Raw genomic sequence first — 18,511 nt, 5'->3', positions numbered from 1 at the left:
TGGTTAATTAATCTCTTTAACCTATGCCCTTATATTGCACCAAAAACCATATAAACCCGTCAGGAAGCGGCTTTTGTACCAGTTGCGGCGAAGTTTTGTGGCTGCTTGCTGGGTATACTCTCGCCAGCCGTTATCGCATCGTTCAACACCTCGGACATGGTGGCTTTGGACGGACTTATTTAGCCGAAGATTTGCATCGTTTTAACGAGCGCTGCGTACTCAAACAATTTGCCCCCCAAGAACAAGCAAGTAGTCAGTTAGAAAAAGCTAAGATGTTGTTTGAACGGGAAGCCAGCGCCCTCTATAAGCTCTCACACGGTCAGTTACCAGCATTTCGGGAGTTTTTTACCGCCGACTTGGGCAAGGGGGCAACGGGCTTGTTTTTGGCCCAAAATTACATTGAAGGCACAACTTACAGCGATTTACCTAAGCCTTTGAGTGAAGAAGAAATTACTAAATTAATTAGTCAATTACTGCCAGTATTAACTTACATTCACTCCCAAGGGACAATTCACCGCGATATCTCTCCGGATAATCTAATTTTACGCAAGAGCGATCGCACTCCAGTTTTAATTGATTTTGGCGGTGTCAAGCAATTAGTCACCGCTAGTTTGAACCAAAACGGACAGGTTTTAACTAAGTTGGGCAAGCAAGGCTACGCCCCGGAAGAACAATTAAGATCGGGGGAAGTATTGCCTAGTAGCGATTTGTATGCGTTGGCGGTGACGGCGCTAGTATTAGTTACAGGTAAAGAACCTGATGAACTATACGATAGCTACAAGGGAACTTGGCGCTGGGGGAAAGAAATTAAAGTTAGTGCCAAGTTAGAAAAAGTTTTAAAAAAAATGCTTGCTTACAAACCGAGCGATCGCTACAAATGTGCGTTAGATGTAGCCAAAGCTTTGAAGTTACCCAATAATTTACCAGAAATAAGTAATATATCGGCGATCGCTACAGTTAATGTCATCGGGCGAAAAACCTTACCACCAATTCCTAGCCAGCCTCAAGGAAATACTCAAGTGCTTGTTGCTACTCCAAGTTTTGGTTGGCTAAAACCCCTGTTTTTGAAAGTAGCAGGCACAGGTTTATTAGTGTTAATAGTTATAAATGTTCTACCTTTACTAAGTTCTTTAAAGTCTTTAATACCTGTTGTTACTCCTACTACAACGGTTACAGACGCTCAAGTTGCTAACTTAGTCCGTCGTCGCCAAGCCCTTAAAATTACTTCTAGGTTTTTTAATACCACTGTCAACGAGGCTTTTTATCAGAAACATCCGCAGTTAAATAGAAGAAGCTTGAAGCCTGCCCCCCAAGACGCAGACTTAAGGACAGATTGGTATAATATTGCAGACGATTTGCTCAATAAATTAGATAGTCTATCGCCCTCTGCGCGGCTAAAACTTGGCACTTATAGTAAAAGTACCCGCCATCGGTTAAAGCCAGAAATCGATCGCCAGTTTTATCAATGGTTTCCCCAAAGGCGAGGCAAGAAACTTAATCCCTATACTTATGGTCAAATTTGGGAAGCGATCGCTTTTGATCAAGTTAGCAAATTAGAAAAGCGATAATAAAAAATTAGTGATGTTTTCTTGACTGCCAATGCCGCCCACAACTCCTCAATATTGCACCAAAGGACATGAAAACCCATCAGGAAGTCGCTTTTGCCTTCATTGTGGCGAACAAATGCTGTCAGCAACCGCACCCCAAGGTATATATTCAGGACTAATTTTAGGCAATCGCTATCGAATTATTCGGCAATTAGGACAGGGAGGTTTTGGGCGAACTTATTTAGCGGCAGATGTCAATCGATTTAATGAATACTGCGTATTGAAAGAATTTGCTCCCCAAGTCCAAACTAGCGCAGTTTTACAAAAAGCTGAAGAACTATTTGCCCGTGAAGCTGGGGTACTTTATCAACTGCAACACCCCCAAATTCCCCGTTTCCGCGAATTGTTCCGCGTCAATGTGGAAGCCAAAGACTACTTATTTTTAGTTCAAGATTATGTAGAAGGCAAAAACTTATTTTCCTTGCTGCACTCCCGTCAACCACCGCGATTGCTGGAAGCGGAAGTAACGCAATTATTGCTAGATATTTTGCCAGTTTTAGAGTACATCCACTCAAGAGGTGTAATTCATCGGGATATTTCCCCGGATAATTTAATATTGCGAGATTCTGATTCGCGCCCGGTGCTAATAGATTTTGGTGGAGTCAAGCAAATCGTCGCTACTGTATCGCAATTGGCCCAGTCAGAAGCCGGAAAAGCCGCACCGCCAGCAACATTATTAGGTAAAGTAGGCTACGCCCCTAACGAGCAAATGCGGACGGGTACAGTTTACCCTCACAGCGATTTGTATGCTTTAGCAGTGACAGCTTTGGTATTGCTAACAGGAATTGAACCCCAATCTTTGATAGATCCGCGCACGTTGTCTTGGCAGTGGGAACAAGAGGTAAATGTAAGCAACACCTTAGCTACTATATTAAATAAAATGTTGCAGCCAAAAATGAGCGATCGCTACCAAACTGCGCGCGAAGTTTGGCAAGCATTAAATTCTACCCCTGAACATACTTTAGCTGTTGCCCCAGTTTATACGGGTGCGTCGGTAATTAATACTTATCAAGCACCAATATCTAGTAGCGCTCCTGATGATGCCGGATTTCCGATTGGCAAAACTATCCTCGGATTTTTAATGTTATTTGGTTTAGCAAGTGCGACTTTTTGGGGAGTCGGTAGCTTGTTGCAGTCTACTAATGTATCCCCATCACCAATAATCGAAACGCCCCCACCAGTAGCTAGTATTAGCCCGTCAATTACACCAACCCCATCCCCATCACCCCAATTATCCGCCGCCGAAAGCGCGATCGCCAATGCTTTAATTGCTAGAAGGCAGAATTTAGGCATTGATGAAAACTATTACTTTAACGTCATAAATCAGCTATTTTGGGCAAAATACCCAACTTCTTCGCAAGGGCGCAAGCTGACGAACGAACCAGCCGACTCTCAAAACCGAGTTCAATGGTACAAAATCGCTGACCAACTGCTAACTAAACTAGAAACAATTAGCGTGACATCGCGGCAAAAATTGGGGAGTTATACTAAAGCCGATCGCGATCGCGCGGTGCAAGCAATTAATCAAGTCTTTGTAGGCAGTCGCTCGTTGTACGATCTTACTGACGCTACTTTTTTTGGTTTATTTCCCGACCAAAAAGGCAAAAATTTTGCAAATCAACCAATTGGGCAAATTTGGAATGCGATCGCCCAAGACAAAGCTAGTAATATTATTGCTGGTACAGCTTACGAAAAAATAGCTTTTGCTCCTGGCTCTACCAGCGTTCAATTAAGTGGCAGCCTCAACCCCGGTGAAGGGAAGGTTTTTGTGGCTCAATTAGCTCTTGGGCAATTGATGCAAATTGATTTGCAAGCAGAGGCTCAAGTTTTAATTTCTGTTTATTCTCCTACAGGTAAAACCGTATTATTAGAAGACTCAGCAATTCGTGCTTGGTCAGAAACTTTACCTGAAGATGGTTACTACGAAATAGTAGTAGTAACAAACGCTTCTGCACCGATGGATTATCAGCTTAATTTGAGTGTAGAAGATAAAGCCCCGGAGCCAATAATTGAGCCAAGTGTGCCGGAAACACCACCTACACCTACACCTACAGAAACCTCACCTAGCCAGTAGTTGATATTTAGTTAAGATTTTTCGTTTAGCAACCAACGAGCTACCAAACGCTCTTTAGAAAGCCTTATCGGGCGATCGCCAATTTTTTAGGTTCGCACAATTGTTCTGTACAACCCATAACACAGTTGCGTCCGGCAACTTTGGCACTCAACAAGCAGCGATCGGCGCGAGTAAGTAAGGTGATTCCCCCTCGATCGTCTAGGCTTTGCAAACAAGCCGATCCAATACTGATAGTTATATTTAAGTTGAGTGCGGAGTCTAAAGTAAAAACTTGCTCTTCGATTAGACGACGCAAACGATTGGCGATAAATAGAGCTTGTTGGCAATCGGTATTGTTCAAGACAATTACAAATTCTTCTCCGCCGTAGCGAAATAGCAAATCTTGCGATCGCAAGTTGTGCTTTAACCGATAACTGAGCAACTGTAAAACGCGATCACCAACTAAATGACCGTAGGTATCATTAATTATTTTGAAACGGTCTACATCTAAAATTAGTAAACTTAAAGGGTTGGTGTTGGTACGGCTTTCTAAAATCTGTGCTGGTAAATCTCGTTCCATTGCCCGACGATTACTTAATTGTGTCAAAGGATCGGCTAAAGCGATCGTCGATAGAGTATTGTTTTTGTCAATTAATTCTTTGTACTTCTGGCAATGGCGTTGTCCTACTTGAATATGGGCTAAAAGCAGCCGATTGTTTACTATTTGTTGGGCTTCGTTGCTTTTTAACCAAAAAAAGTGTACATAAGCATCAGCAATATTTTCTAGCATGGCGGCGGTTTGTTCAATTTCCCCAGTGCAGTTTAAAAGATCCGCTTCAAAACGATCTTCTACCAATACGCAGTAAGAATAAGTTAAGCTCGGTTGAGCTTTGCTCCACTGGCAAAATTTTTCACTGTTATGTACACTTGCTTGCACTAATAAAATATCTGGCGGGCGAATTTGCGCCCACGATGAAGCTTCATCTACACTGGTGGCGATTTCTACACTAAAACTTGTTTGTTGACGAATTTGCTTTGGCAATGCTTGGTAAAATTCGTAACTACCTACAACCAGTATTGAAGTATTCATTGTTTGTTGCTCAATTAAAAAAAATTAGTAACAATACCCCGATACAGCTTACCTAATACGTCTGATAGCAAAAGTTATAGCTATTGGAATTTTGGCTACTAGAGCGCCTACTTAAACTAGGGATTTATCTCTTACAAAGCTTGATAATAGATACAACTCGCACTGAGGAAATTTCGGAAAATTTGCTAAAAAGTTTTGTTATCCTTGGATGCAGCGCTCGATAAATCTTTTAGGCAAGTCTAAATTACTGCCAAAATGGGTATGAATGTAGGAAGCATGGAGATCGGGCGATCGCCATCCTTCGGTAAAAATCGGTGATAAAGCCTCGTAGCCTCGCGCTTGAAACAATGGCTCTAGTGGCTCTACCGACAAACTAGAACGATGAAATTCGTGTCCCCATACTACCGAGCCAGGAGTGACTAAAGGCGTAGCTTGCAAGGCTGTGGCGTGGCGATAACCTAAAGTTAAGCGTTTTCCCATAATTGCCGTTGCGGGGATAACTCCTACCATGTTGTGGGCAGTCTGTTCAAAATCTACAAGGCGATCGCACAAATACATTAACCCGCCACACTCAGCATAAGTAGGCATTTTTGCGCTTATTGCTTGCTTAACCGACTCTAAACCTGGGCGATTTGCAGCTAATTCGGCGGCAAAAACTTCAGGAAAACCACCGCCAAAATATAATCCTTGAACATTATTGGGTACGCATTCAGTAAGCGGACTCCAAAAAACTAATTCTGCCCCTAGTTGTACCAGAATATCTAAATTGTCTTGATAGTAAAAATTAAAAGCGCGATCGCGGGCGATCGCAATCCGGGGTGCAATGGGGAGGGGCGCAATCCGGGGTGCAATGGGGAGAGGCGCAATACGTGGCGCTCGTACTAGAGGTAATAATTTCTCCCAATCAAAACAAGTTTCGCCAATAGTCGCCAACCGCTCAATAATGCGATCAATTTTGTTGATTTCACCTGTAGGAATTAAACCTAAATGGCGATCGGGAATAGTTATATCGTCTTGCCGTCTTAAAACTCCCACAACGGGCAAGTCTAGAGGCTGCAACGCGTCTTGAAGTAGTTGCAAGTGGCGATCGCTACCCACCCGATTTAACACAACTCCAGCTATTTGCAATCGCGGATCTAGAGATCGATAACCATGTGCGATCGCGGCGACACTTCCCGACAAACGGCTGCAATCAATAACTAATACAACAGGTAAATTGAGCGATAAAGCGACATGAGCGGTACTAGCAAAAAAGTCTCCACTTGCGCCATCAAATAAGCCCATTACCCCCTCAACCAAGGCGTAATCTACCTGTTGAGTATGAAAGGCGAAACACTGTTGAAGGTAATCAATAGAAGTAAGTACCGGATCTAAGTTGCGACAAAAGCGCCCGGTAACGTGCTGATGAAACATCGGATCGATGTAATCTGGCCCAACCTTAAAAGACTGTACCCGATGACCCTGGCGACACAAAAAAGACAGTAGGGCGAGGGTTACAGTTGTTTTCCCTACCCCACTGCGTTCTCCAGCAATTACGACCATAATTTAGAAGTCGCTACCCTAATACTTACCCAGGGCCAAAATTTCCGCCGCGATCGCCAAACTCTCCTCGTACAGAGGATCGCTACCCCAGCGTTGCAACTGCTCGCTAAGTAAAAGTTCGGCTTTTTGGTCAGCTAAAGAAGATACTTGCTGAAACCGACAAGATTGAGCGCCGCCGCCCGATTCCATCCGCATACAACCGCTAGTTTCCGAACACAGTACCGTACAACAATCAGCTTCTATGTTTGTTGAAGTCAAGCGCAAAGCCATCAAATCCCCTGGAATTTGCCCCGCATCGGTAATTGGGACTCCAGCAATCTCCGCTTCTACCAGGCGCTGATCGTCAGCAACAAAATGAATGCGCTTGAGATCGTAATCTCCGCTTTCTTCTTGTAACCCTGTAGGATGCCAGTTTAACCGACTTGCTAACCAGCCTAAATACATCAAAGCTTGAGCGGGGTTGCCTTTTTCGTAGTCAATGGTAACGCGATCGACTTCTCTTAAGGCTAGGCGACGCTCTGGGGGATCGAAAGCTTCCGCCGTCAATTCTTGCCAAGCCGATAAGCGCCGCCAGTTGAGATCGGCAAGGGGTGTACCCGCTTTGAGTAATGCTTGCAACCTGACTAAATTAGCCTCGGTTTCGGTAAAGTTGCTAGAGTCAAAAATTACTGAATTACAAGCTTCGGCTAGACGCTTAAATAACTCATTATTGGGATCGGGCGTTGCTTTCCACCACAAAAACTTAGGCAAGTCGCCAATTAATAAAGCAGAGACTAAACCCCCAACTCTTTCTAAGGCGGTGGCTGTACCTTTGAGGGTAATGTATTCGCAGCAAATTAAGGTATTTGTTGCTTGCTTTTGCAAAGGGCAATAAGCTGATACTTGAACTTTTACCCCTTCATCTTCTCCAGCCATCGGACATAGTGCCACAATGCGACAAGGATTACGCAGGGCGATCGCATCGGCAATGGTAGGATTTTGATTGCTGAGGCTGTAAGCTAGGTCAATTGAACCCTTTGAGCCGTCATTGGTATCTTCATTACCACCGCGTTTAGCTACTTCTTCGCGCAATTTTTGCAAAGTTTCGGGGGTTCCAGTTCCCGTTATCGACAATCCATATTTTTTCTGGATTTCCCTTAGTGCTGCCTCGGTTTGCGGGCCAGGAATGCCATCAATGGGTCCTCTATATACGCCCAAAGCTGCTAATAATTGTTGAGTTTCTTCCGGTTCGTAAACAATTAAGCTAAAAGTAGTTGCGCGTGTAGCGGGAGGAATTCCAGCATTGTCCCCCGCCATCCCGTAGCTTTGCCAAATTTGACTCAATTCCGCTTCAATATCGCTTAAAGAAACATCTTTAGGCGGTTGTAAGGAAACAATAGGAGCAGATTTTGTAGACATATATATTTGCTGCGTTAGGAGTAGGAAAGCTTGAAAAAAATTGAGTATTAGCCAAGTTTTACGATGGTAAAACTATAATTATTACGAAGTTTTCTAGGGCAATTTTTTAAAGTCTGCGCCAACGGCGACCATCTTGATTGATTAGTAGTTCAGCTTCGGCTGGTTCCCAAGTTCCCGCTTCGTATTGAGGCACTTGAGCGGGATCGCTGGGGGAATCCCAAACAGTCATTGCTGGCGTAACCAGTTGCCAAGCGGCTTCTACTTCATCGGCTCTAGTAAATAAACTTTGATCTCCCATCATACAATCCATTAACAAGCGATCGTAAGCATCCCCTGTTGCTTGGATACCAAAAGAACCATAGCTAAAATCCATATCTACCGATCGCGTACTAACTAATGTACCTGGCATTTTTACTTCAAACCGCAAAGAAATACCTTCGTTAGGTTGAATCCGCATTGCTAGTATATTTGCATTTACTTGTTGCGCCGCCGATTGAAAGATTAAATGGGGAACTTCCCGAAAGTGGATTGATATTTCTGAAACTTTTTTCGGCAACCGCTTACCTGTACGCAAATAAAAGGGTACGCCTTGCCAGCGCCAGTTATCAACCAAAAACTTCATCGCTACAAAAGTAGGTGTAGTAGAATTTGGATCTACTCCTGGTTCTTGACGATAGCCAGCTACCTTTTTACCTTTCATCCAGCCAGCACTATATTGACCGCGTACAGCAGATTTTTGTAAGTTCTCTACGTCAGCTAAACGAGCAGCTTGAATTACTTTTACTTTTTCTGTTCTCAAACTATCCGCATCTAGGGAGTTTGGTGGCTCCATTGCTGTCAAACAAAATAGTTGCATTAAGTGGTTTTGCAGCATATCTCGCAATGCGCCAGAACTTTCATAATATCCCGCCCGATCTTCTACGCCGACGGTTTCAGCGACGGTAATTTGGACGTGATCGACAAATTGGCGATTCCACAACGGCTCAAAAATTGCATTAGCAAAGCGAAATACGAGCAAGTTTTGGACGGTTTCTTTACCTAAATAGTGGTCGATGCGATAAACTTGTTCTTCTCTGCAAGTTTGCTGCACTACTCGGTTGAGAACTCGCGCCGAACTCAAATCGCGTCCAAAGGGTTTTTCAATTAATAAGCGCGTCTTAACCGGATCTGCCAGCATTTCGGCTTTTCCCAGTTGAGAAATTGCTTCGGGAAAGAAGTTTGGCGACACCGAAAGATAAAACATTCGGTTTCCCTTGGTGGAGCGTTTCTCGTCTAGTTCGCTGAGGAGTTTTTTAAGTTTTTGATAACTTTCCGGGTTGTCAATGTCTCCAGAACAGTAAAATAGTCCTTGAGAAAAATCTTGCCATAAATCTTCTGAGCCAACACCGTCAGAAAATTGTTCGACTCCTTCGCGCATTTTGTCGCGGAAATATTGATCGCTCCAATCTCGACGCGCCACGCCAACAATGGTAGTTTCTGGATAGATACGTCTTTGTTGACGTAGTTTGTAAAGGGCGGGAACTAATTTGCGTTGAGTTAAATCTCCTGAAGCGCCAAAAATTACGATTATTTGCGGTTCGGGTAGTTTTTCTTGCTTCAACCCTACGCGCAAAGGATTTTCTAGCAACTTAATCATATTTGTTTGAGTGATGAAGGGACAAAGGAAGGTAAGGGAAGGTTTTTTTCCTTCCCTCGGTTGTTTACACGGGTGATAAGTTGCTAACTTTATCTTCTAAAGAACTCATCAACGATTCAAACGGTTTGACAAATTTATCAATCCCATCAACGAGCAATTCTTCCATTACTTTGTCGATGTCAATATTGATATCGGGATCTTTGAGGCTTTCAATTAGCTGATAAGCTTCATCAACTTTAGTTTCTACTCGACTATCAACGTCGCAATGATCGGCGCAAGCTTCGATAGTATTTGGAGGTAAGGTATTAACGGTGTCGGGTCCGACTAATTCATCTACATACATGACATCGCTGTAGCTGGGGTCTTTGGTGCTGGTACTTGCCCATAGTAAGCGCTGTACTTTTGCGCCTTTAGCTGATAATGCTTTCCAACGATCGCTACTAATAATCTTTTTGTACTCTTGGTAGGCAACTTTAGCATTAGCGATCGCCACTTTACCTTTAACGGCGGTCAGCTTCTCTTTCAAATTAGCATCATCAACGCCTTTGAGTTTTGCGTCAATTTTGGCATCAATATTGCTATCAATCCGGCTCAAGAAGAAACTAGCAACAGAGGCAATATTACTAATATCTTTCCCTTCGGCGGCGCGTTTTTCTAAACCCCGAATGTAAGCCCAAAAGGTTTCGATGTAGCTTTCTACAGAAAACAGCAAAGTAACGTTGACATTGATCCCCTCAGCGATAACTTCCTCTACGGCGGGTAATCCCGAACTTGTACCGGGGATTTTGATCATCACATTTTCCCGTCCAAGCTCTGCATAGTAGCGTTTGGCTTCTTTAATTGTCGCTTCGGTATCGTGGGCAATAGTTGGCGGTACTTCAATGCTTACATAACCGTCTAATTTCTCCGAGGAATCATAAACGGGGTGCAAAATATCGCAGGCGTTGCGGATATCGTCAAATACTAGCTGCTCATAAATTTTGTAAGTTGGTAACTTAGCTTTGATCCCAGCTTCGATGTCTGCATCGTAGATAACATTTCCGGCGATCGCTTTTTCAAAAATAGCTGGATTGGAAGTTATCCCACAAATTCCTTTATTTTCTACCATATCTTTGAGTTCCCCGGACTTTACCAAGTCGCGGCTCAAATTGTCCATCCAGATACTTTGACCGAATTGCTTGATCTCTAATAAATGATTGGTTGCCATAATTAATTCCTAAGTTGGTTTTTGTAATTCTAGCGTCACGTTTTACTGAGGTATGCGGGATCTTTCGCGCATTTGGTGCTGAGTTTGTTTTTCAATAAACGACTCTACCAAAGCTACATCGTCTTTGCTGCCAATAATCAAAGGCGTGCGTTGATGTAATTTTTCGGGTACTACATCCATAATTTCTTGAATCCCTGTACTTGCTCTCCCTCCAGCTTGCTCAATTAAAAAAGCTAACGGTGCAGACTCGTATAACAATCGCAACTTACCTTCAGGTTTTTGCTCTGTACCAGGATAGAGAAATACACCCCCTTGTACCAAAATTCGATGAATATCTCCTACCATAGCGCCACCATAACGAGCGGTATAGCCTTCCGTGCGATGGACGTAGCGGATATATTCTCTAAAAGATTCATCCCACTGCCAAAAATTTCCCTCATTGACACTATAAATAGCACCATGACTTGGAATTGTAATGTTTTCTTCAGTAAGAATAAACTCCCCTAGGCTGGGATCGAGGGTAAAAGAATGAACTCCTTTGCCAATAGAATAAACTAACATCGTACTTGGCCCGTACAAGATGTACCCGGCGGCAATTTGCTTATGTCCATCTTGAAGCAAGTCTTGGGCTGTACCGTCACTATCTGTACCGACTTGTTGCCGAATTGCAAAAATTGAACCCAAAGTTAGATTGATATCGGTGTTGGAAGAACCGTCTATAGGGTCATACAAAAGGGTATAACGACCGATTGGGCAGTTCTCCGGGATATAGTAGGGTTTCTCCATTTCCTCCGATGCTAGGCGACATACAAGCCCGCTCTGCTTGAATACGGAGATAAATACATCGTTGGAGTAAACATCCATTTTTTTTACAGATTCTCCTTGGACGTTGGTTTCTCCAGTAAATCCGAGTACCCCTTCCATTAGTCCCGCGCGACTGAGACGACGAGCAATTAGCTTTCCAGCTAAAGCTATCCGATTCATTAAAGCACTAAGGTCTTGAGCATCTGCGCCAAAACTTTGCAGTTGCTCTAATACGTGACGCGATAAGGTTGTACAGTCGCGATCTAAGGCGTACCCATCCTCTTGTAGTTGTTGCACGTCAGCCATTATTTTGTTCTCCAAGTGCGATCGCTTTGCTTATTTACGGAACTTGCGTAGGCGTTATTATGTTTCTGATTTCTATTTTAAAGATGGAATCTGGAGTTAGACAAATTATCTAAATTTAAGGATTTACAGAAATATTTTTTAGTAACGTATCCCGCCAAGGCTGCAATGCTTTGTCTAGTTGGGGTTCGTATACGGTTGAGGGGAATAGTTCAGTAAATAAATTCGCTACTACTCCGTTTTCAACCACGGGCAAAAAATCTACTGGCGATGGGCCGTCATTGTGACGGCTAATCACTCCAAAACCCGCACGACTGCGGCGATATTGTTGAGTTGGAGCTTTTTGTTTTAGCCACTGCTCGAAGGTTGTAGAAGCATCCATACTAGCAGCTAATTGTTGAACTAATTGCGGTGATGGAATAGTAGAACTAGCAGTAATTAGAGCCGATTGTAATAATGTTTGTCTGTTGGGTGGATCTAGCCAAGCGGCGATTACTTTATTTGCTGCTTGGTTTGCTAATATTGGTTTACCTTCGGCTAAATCTAATACTTGCAAACCTAAAACTGCTTTGGAAGCTTCCCAATCAGCGCGAGATGCTTGATAATTGCCTTGCCACCAATGCAATCCACCTAAGCAATAACGCAAGTAACTGTTTAATGAGGAAGGTTTTTGAAGTAAGGTGGCATATTTTACTGTTAGGTTGCTAAGAACGCGATCGTAAACTGGTTTTAACTGTGGTGATTGCCAAATTGGGCTAGTAATAATAATTGGATCGCGCAAGGCTTCTAAAGTAATAGCTTCAATGCCTAAATCGGTTTTTCCTTGGGCTAATAAGCTTAAACCCAATCCATAAAATACACCCCGCTTTGCACTCATTAATTGAGTGGAACGTGCAAATTCTTTTGTAGCTGTTGATACATCGCCTTTAGCCATCAACAACCAAGCTAAATTTGTATGTCCAAATTCTTGATTTGGGGAAACTTCTATGCCTTTATTAAACCAATCAATTCCCGAAGTAATTAATTTTTGTCTTTCTTGGGGGTTGCTAGTTTGTAAGCCCATATCGCCCAAATTCCAGCCTAGTTGATAGGGGTAATAAGATTCCCAAGGCGCTAGTTGATTTGCTTTAGTTAGTTGCTGGGTAAATTCTGTTACTAATTGCGCTCTTTTTTCAGGAGTTTGATTATTTGTTTGGGAACTTAAAGCCAAAAATCCAATACTAGAAGAATTCCAAGCAGCATGAATGGGAAATGACCAAACTATTATTGCTACAAGTATTCCCAATCCGCCTAAAGTCAATCCGTAAGCTACTTGAGGTTGAATTAATAATTGCTCTTTGACTAAACTTGAACGAAAAATTGTAGCTAATATGGCAATATAAATTATAATTGTGCCGCTAATACAAACATTATCTAGTTGATAATCTGTGAGACTATTTATGCCGTAAGCAGTTAAACCAGCATAGATACTATAAACAAAAATTTGCTCGGTATTTGAGGAATTGGAGGCGCGAAGCCATTTCCAACCAAGATAAAATAAAAGTGCGATCGCACATAATAATATTACAATTCCACTTAATCCTAATTCCGCCCAAAGTTGCGCCGGAGTGCTATGTAATTGATAAGCAAGTTCTGCTTCTCGTCCCGCCCAAGAAGGACGATATTGTTGATATAGTAAGGGTATGCTTCCCGGCGCTGCGCCAAAAATTAGATTGCTAGTCCCTATTTTCCAGCCTGTAGTTGCTGTAATTATTCGGTAAGCAAATTCTCCACTACTTGAACCAGTAAATATTGCTGTGATTAAAGTATTTAAACGATTGTTTGCTAATACCAAAAGCGTCAGTATAGCTAATATTACCGCACCACCTAAAGCAAGCCAAAGTCGCGGTAATCTACTATGTATTATTAAAACAATAAAACTAATAGAAACAACCACAACTAACCCCAGCCATCCACCCCTAGAACTGGTAGAGTACAAATCGATTAAACCTAAAATTACGCCGCTTATCCACGTTAAGCGTCGCCAACCAGTTTGAATCATACTTAGAGCAATTAGTAAAGGAATTACTAAAACTAAATAGCCAGCAACATAATTTTGATGTCCAATTGGAAAGCCATTTCGTAACTCAATTATCGAAAAATCAAAGGGCAAACTGATGTTATATTGTTGGTTAATTTCACTTAAACGGTTTAATTCAGGTGATACTATTTGGCTGAACCATAAAAGCAGACTAATAATAATAAATGCTAAGTTTAAATAACCTTGTAATACTAATAATTTGTAATAGCGTCCTGATGATTGCCCTAGCCAATTATTAACAGCGTATAAAGCCGCCAAAAAACCTAAAGCTGCCCAACTATACCATCGGGCTTGATTTGGATAATTTGCGATCGCTGCGGAAACTATTAATATAATAGCTAAAACCCCCACAATCCAGTCTAATTTATTACCTAATAATTGAATTGTTTTTTGTTGCCATAACTGCCACAATAGCCAAAAGCAAGGTATCATCAAACCTGCTTGCCATAAGAAAACCCAAGACCAAGTTACAAATTGAGTATTGCTATCAGGTAAAAGTGTAAGTATGCCATAAAAAACCGCTACTAATAACCCAATTATTTTACCTTCAGAATTTTGACTATCAAGGCGCATTTCATCTTTCATAACTACCTCTAATAAGCACCTTTGCCAAACAGAACAATTCTTACAGTATCGACTAAAATATCTAAATCTAAGTTAAACGACCAATTATCAATGTAATAAAGATCCAAACGTACAGCATCAGCAAAATCATTAATATTAGAACGCCCCGAAACTTGCCAAAGTCCAGTAATACCAGGCAAAACTTGATGGCGAATATGATGCCAAGTTGCAAAACGTTCCACGTCTCGTAAAGGTAAAGGGCGCGGGCCGACTAAGCTCATTTGCCCTAATAAAACATTAACTAATTGTGGTAATTCATCAATGCTAGTGCGTCTTAGAAAACGACCAACAAAAGTAATTCGCGGGTCGTTTTTGATTTTGAACATCACACCGTCATTTACTTCATTATTTTGTTCTAAAGTTTGTTGCAAAGTAACAGCATTAGCTACCATAGTGCGAAACTTCCAGACTTGAAATACTTTGCCATGCAAACCCATTCGTTCTTGACAAAAGAAGATAGAACCAGGGGAAGAAAGTTTGATAGCGATCGCACTAGCAATAAATATCGGCGATAATATAATCAAGCCCAATAACGCCCCAAAAATATCTAACAACCGCTTAAACCTGTAATCCCAACCGCTAATTAAGGGAAACTCTAATAGTAACGTTGGTAATCCGGCAAAAACTTCAGGAACTCCACGCCGATGCAGCATTTCCAAGCTAGAGGGAATCAAACGCATAGTAATTCCTAGCCGCCGCAATTGCCAATATAAAGTAGAAGCTAACTCCGTTGGCGGTAAGTTTTCAACTAATACCTCTCGTGCTTGGGATGCTTTGATTTTTTCAATAGTAGTTGTAGCATTGGCAGTACAAGCAAGAGCTGCCCCTACTACAATATATTGCGATCGCCTTTGTAATACTTTACCCAAAATGGGAAGGCGATCGCCATTAGCAATCAAAAATACAGAAACTGGCGGATGATACCTATCAAATTGCCGCAAAATCAAGGTTGTAACTAGCCGCAAACCAATTACTAAAAAGATACTACTAAACCAAGCCGTAAAAAAGAGCGATCGCGGTGGATCTAATTTAGGATCGTAGAAGTAGCAAAGCACCAAAGACATTAGGTAAACTACGCTCACCAATTGACCAGAAAGGATATAGTTTTTCTGTTGGGTAGAGAAGCTATAAAGCCCTCGGTAAGCAAATAGTAAAAATGTACAAGCTGCAAATAGCCAAAATAAACTAGGCAACCCCAGCCATTCCCACCAAGCTAGTTGAGGCGGAACTGGAGAGTACAATTTATTCCAATGTTCTGCAAATCGCCACGCCAAAGCCAGCGCCAGTAAATCGCTTAATAACAATGCCATTACTTGGTAAGCAAAGCTGTTAAATATTTGCTGTAGTTGAAACTTACCGGGGGCGCGAATATCATTTTTGTAGCGCGGCTTACTACATAGTTTATTCATAACTGCATGGCTGACTATTGGGAGCGACTACCTTAGTATTCCCCAAAAGCTTAGAAAATCTGACTTAGAAATAAACTGTTTTGCAAATCCAATATTAGAGCCGTTGCAATGCAACGTCTCCTTGCCAAAATTCATAGGTTCAATCAGCAACACCCGATTTTTTGGCAGAAAAAAGATGTTTGCACAGTTGCAGTCCAAACAAAACTACAAAAGCTGGATTATTGACTAAATATCGTCGCCACAACCTCCCAGGTTCGGTAGCAAAGCGGTAAAGCCACTCTAAACCCAAATTCATCATCCAGCGCGGAGACTGGGAAACGTCGCCACTATGAAAGCTAAAGGCTGCACCTACTCCCACCATTACAGCTTGTAATTTTCCTTGTTGTCTTGTCATCCATTCTTCTTGTTTTGGACAACCTAAACCTACAAATACAATCGCCGCACCGGAAGCATGAATGCGGTTAATATCAAAAGTTTCTTCTTCTGGTGTCAAAGCTCGAAAAGGAGGAGAATGAACGCCAGAAATCTCCAAACTAGGAAAACGTTGTAATAAATTGGTTTGTAATTTAATAAGCACCGCCTCCGTACCGCCGTATAGGTAAATCGGAATCCCCCCATTAGCGGCTTTTTCGCACAATGCCAACATCAAATCCGGCCCATACACTCGCGTCTGTCCAGAGACTCCCAGTAGCCTTAACGCCCACACTAAGGGCATTCCGTCGGGTGTTACGACTTCTGCTTTATTGATAATTTGTTGATAGCGTGGTTGCCAGTAAGCTGTCATCACTACATGAACATTTGCCGCCACAATGTAGCAAGAAGTTTTATTTCTAGCCCAAATGATAATGCGATCGCAAGTATCTTTATAGCTTGTTGCATGAACGCCAACACCTAGAATAAGAACAGATTTTGTAGGTATATTGTGACTATCCATATTCTTATTTAGCGTCTCAAACTAGCACGTTGAGCAAGAAATTGTAAAAGCCAAGTTGGAATCGCCAAGGCAATTAAAGTCGATAGTTGATACTTTCCTTGTCTGACACAGCCAATTATTCTTTTTGTGTATAGCTTTACTTCTTCCTTGTTATTCAACCACTTACTACTTAGCAATAGTAACTCATAAGCACGATATTCTAGCCCTAATTGGCAATATATATCAAAGTGTTTTTTGACTATTCGATCCCAAGAAAGTAGAGTAACGCGACGACTATTACTACCCAAATATTTGCGCCAAGTATAAATATTTTCTGGAATATAGTAGTAACTGCAATTAGTCGCCAGCGCTCTGAGCCAAAATTCTACATCATGTAAGTCTTGATTGCCAAAATCAGGATCGTAACCACCAATAGATTCCCATAAACTTCGCTTTAAGGGTGTAGTTCCGATTAATGTCCATTGAGAGCTAAAGGAAAACTTTTTACTACTTAGCATTGTTGCTAGTGAAACGAGCTTCATTTTTATTTTTAAGTGACTATCGGGTTTATCTTGCCTGATATAATCACCATAAACAAACCCTGCTTCTGGGTGTGCTGCAAAGGATGTAGAGATCAGTTTCAAAGCATCTTTAGGTAGAACATCATCAGCATCAAGAGGCACTAATATTTCTCCCTTTGCTGCTTGAAATCCATCGTTTCTCGCGGCGGCTGTACCTCCGTTAAGGCTGCGCCAAATAACCTTAATTAACGAATTCTGCTCAAGCTCTTTGCAAGTGCTAATTGTCAATTCATTTTTGGATGCGTCGTTAACAATAATAATTTCTAAAGGCAATAATGATTGTTCTAAAATGCTAGTTACAGCATCGGAGATTAGTAAACCTTCATTAAAACAAGTGATAACTATACTAATAGTATTATTATTCAGCATTTTATGTTGTCTTTTTAAATAAACTCATTCTAAAGGAGATTGGTAAAAATCTAATTATTGTAATTGCTAAAATAAATAAGTATTTTTTTAAAAACATGAAGATACCCCAATAAGAATAAGCTTGGTAGTTTAAATTCCACCAAACACGCCAACTTAAACCTGACTGCGGTACAAATACCAATTTAATTATTTTTAAGGGTTCTCCTTCCGTTAATAACCAAGAAGTAGGATAAAGTCTTGGTTCTCCTGGATGATTAAAAACTGTACTTCTAGCATCAACTAAAAGGCTAAATTCTGCTTGTTTTGCCCTAATTAAATATAAAGAATCACCACCATAATGCGGCGTAACATCAGGAGTAGGATAACCAATTTGGGTAATAACAGCGCGAGGAATACAAACTAAGTTACCACTCAAAAGGTCGCACGGTACAATTGCACCAGAGGGAGCATTTATAAATTTGTATCCTTTCCAAGTTTTAATTTTTCCCCCAAAAGCAAGTTGGGTAGGCTGATTCAATTCAAAACCCTGACAACCTGCGATCGCACCTTGATTATTTTGACTACAATTGACCAATTTAGCGATCGCACCTTCAGAAAATTGACAATCATCATTTAACCAAACAATAAATTCTGCTCCTTTGTCAAAAGCATATTCCATTCCTTTTTTAATTGCGCCAGTCCACCACAAATTACCATCTCCGGGTAAAATTATTACTTTTGGGTATAAATCTTTGATTGCTTCAGTAGTACCGTCGGTTGAACCATCATCTACAACTATTAGATAATAACGCTCTAAATCACCAGATTTTTTTAAGTTATCTAAGCAACTAAGTGTGATACTTTTACGATTATGAACGGGAATAATTACATACACAGGTTCTTTGTCAAGCATAGT

Annotated in this window: 13 protein-coding genes; 2 read left to right on the top strand and 11 right to left on the bottom strand. The window is 41.5% G+C overall.

Translation table 11 applies throughout. From position 1 onward, the window contains the following. The first annotated feature begins 23 nt into the window (after nucleotides 1-23). Nucleotides 24-1,568, top strand: a complete 1,545-nt coding sequence (locus SYN7509_RS0214100) for a serine/threonine-protein kinase (protein ID WP_009633348.1) — start codon at nucleotides 24-26, stop codon at nucleotides 1,566-1,568. A 31-nt stretch (nucleotides 1,569-1,599) separates the two neighbouring features. After that, nucleotides 1,600-3,681 (top strand): serine/threonine-protein kinase, encoded by a 2,082-nt coding sequence (locus tag SYN7509_RS0214095; RefSeq protein WP_009633347.1) that lies wholly within the window; start codon nucleotides 1,600-1,602, stop codon nucleotides 3,679-3,681. 64 nt (nucleotides 3,682-3,745) lie between these two features. Here the strand turns inward: SYN7509_RS0214095 and SYN7509_RS0214090 are convergent, their stop codons facing one another. The 11 genes from SYN7509_RS0214090 to SYN7509_RS25955 form a co-directional block, all read right to left on the bottom strand. Continuing rightward, the gene (locus SYN7509_RS0214090; RefSeq protein WP_009633346.1) at nucleotides 3,746-4,750 is read right to left on the bottom strand and encodes a GGDEF domain-containing protein; all 1,005 of its coding nucleotides are present in this window, start codon (nucleotides 4,748-4,750) and stop codon (nucleotides 3,746-3,748) included. A gap of 198 nt (nucleotides 4,751-4,948) precedes the next feature. Continuing rightward, the gene (locus SYN7509_RS0214085) at nucleotides 4,949-6,292 is read right to left on the bottom strand and encodes a cobyrinate a,c-diamide synthase (protein WP_009633345.1); all 1,344 of its coding nucleotides are present in this window, start codon (nucleotides 6,290-6,292) and stop codon (nucleotides 4,949-4,951) included. Nucleotides 6,293-6,310: 18 nt separating this feature from the next. Further along, nucleotides 6,311-7,690: a glucose-6-phosphate dehydrogenase assembly protein OpcA gene (gene opcA / locus SYN7509_RS0214080; RefSeq protein ID WP_009633344.1), complete on the bottom strand. Its 1,380-nt coding sequence runs from the start codon at nucleotides 7,688-7,690 to the stop codon at nucleotides 6,311-6,313. A gap of 106 nt (nucleotides 7,691-7,796) precedes the next feature. Next, entirely contained in the window at nucleotides 7,797-9,326 is a 1,530-nt protein-coding gene (gene zwf / locus SYN7509_RS0214075; RefSeq protein WP_009633343.1) for a glucose-6-phosphate dehydrogenase, read from the bottom strand. Nucleotides 9,327-9,390: 64 nt separating this feature from the next. Beyond that, the gene (tal, locus tag SYN7509_RS0214070; RefSeq protein ID WP_009633342.1) at nucleotides 9,391-10,533 is read right to left on the bottom strand and encodes a transaldolase; all 1,143 of its coding nucleotides are present in this window, start codon (nucleotides 10,531-10,533) and stop codon (nucleotides 9,391-9,393) included. 42 nt (nucleotides 10,534-10,575) lie between these two features. Beyond that, nucleotides 10,576-11,643: a class 1 fructose-bisphosphatase gene (gene fbp, locus SYN7509_RS0214065; protein ID WP_009633341.1), complete on the bottom strand. Its 1,068-nt coding sequence runs from the start codon at nucleotides 11,641-11,643 to the stop codon at nucleotides 10,576-10,578. Between the two features lie 115 nt (nucleotides 11,644-11,758). Beyond that, on the bottom strand, nucleotides 11,759-14,305 hold the full coding sequence (locus SYN7509_RS0214060) for an O-antigen ligase family protein (RefSeq protein ID WP_009633340.1): 2,547 nt from the start codon (nucleotides 14,303-14,305) through the stop codon (nucleotides 11,759-11,761). Between the two features lie 8 nt (nucleotides 14,306-14,313). Next, entirely contained in the window at nucleotides 14,314-15,753 is a 1,440-nt protein-coding gene (locus tag SYN7509_RS0214055) for a sugar transferase (protein WP_009633339.1), read from the bottom strand. Nucleotides 15,754-15,892: 139 nt separating this feature from the next. Continuing rightward, nucleotides 15,893-16,687 (bottom strand): WecB/TagA/CpsF family glycosyltransferase, encoded by a 795-nt coding sequence (locus SYN7509_RS25960; protein ID WP_009633338.1) that lies wholly within the window; start codon nucleotides 16,685-16,687, stop codon nucleotides 15,893-15,895. A gap of 8 nt (nucleotides 16,688-16,695) precedes the next feature. Beyond that, nucleotides 16,696-17,616 (bottom strand): glycosyltransferase family 2 protein, encoded by a 921-nt coding sequence (locus SYN7509_RS0214045; RefSeq protein ID WP_009633337.1) that lies wholly within the window; start codon nucleotides 17,614-17,616, stop codon nucleotides 16,696-16,698. Nucleotide 17,617: 1 nt separating this feature from the next. Continuing rightward, entirely contained in the window at nucleotides 17,618-18,508 is an 891-nt protein-coding gene (locus tag SYN7509_RS25955; protein WP_009633336.1) for a glycosyltransferase family 2 protein, read from the bottom strand. Nucleotides 18,509-18,511: the final 3 nt, after the last annotated feature.

This window comes from Synechocystis sp. PCC 7509, from assembly GCF_000332075.2.
Taxonomy (GTDB): Bacteria; Cyanobacteriota; Cyanobacteriia; order Cyanobacteriales; family Chroococcidiopsidaceae; genus Aliterella.
Note: the sequence above shows the minus strand (reverse complement) of the source record. Positions and strands in the feature narration are given on the sequence as shown.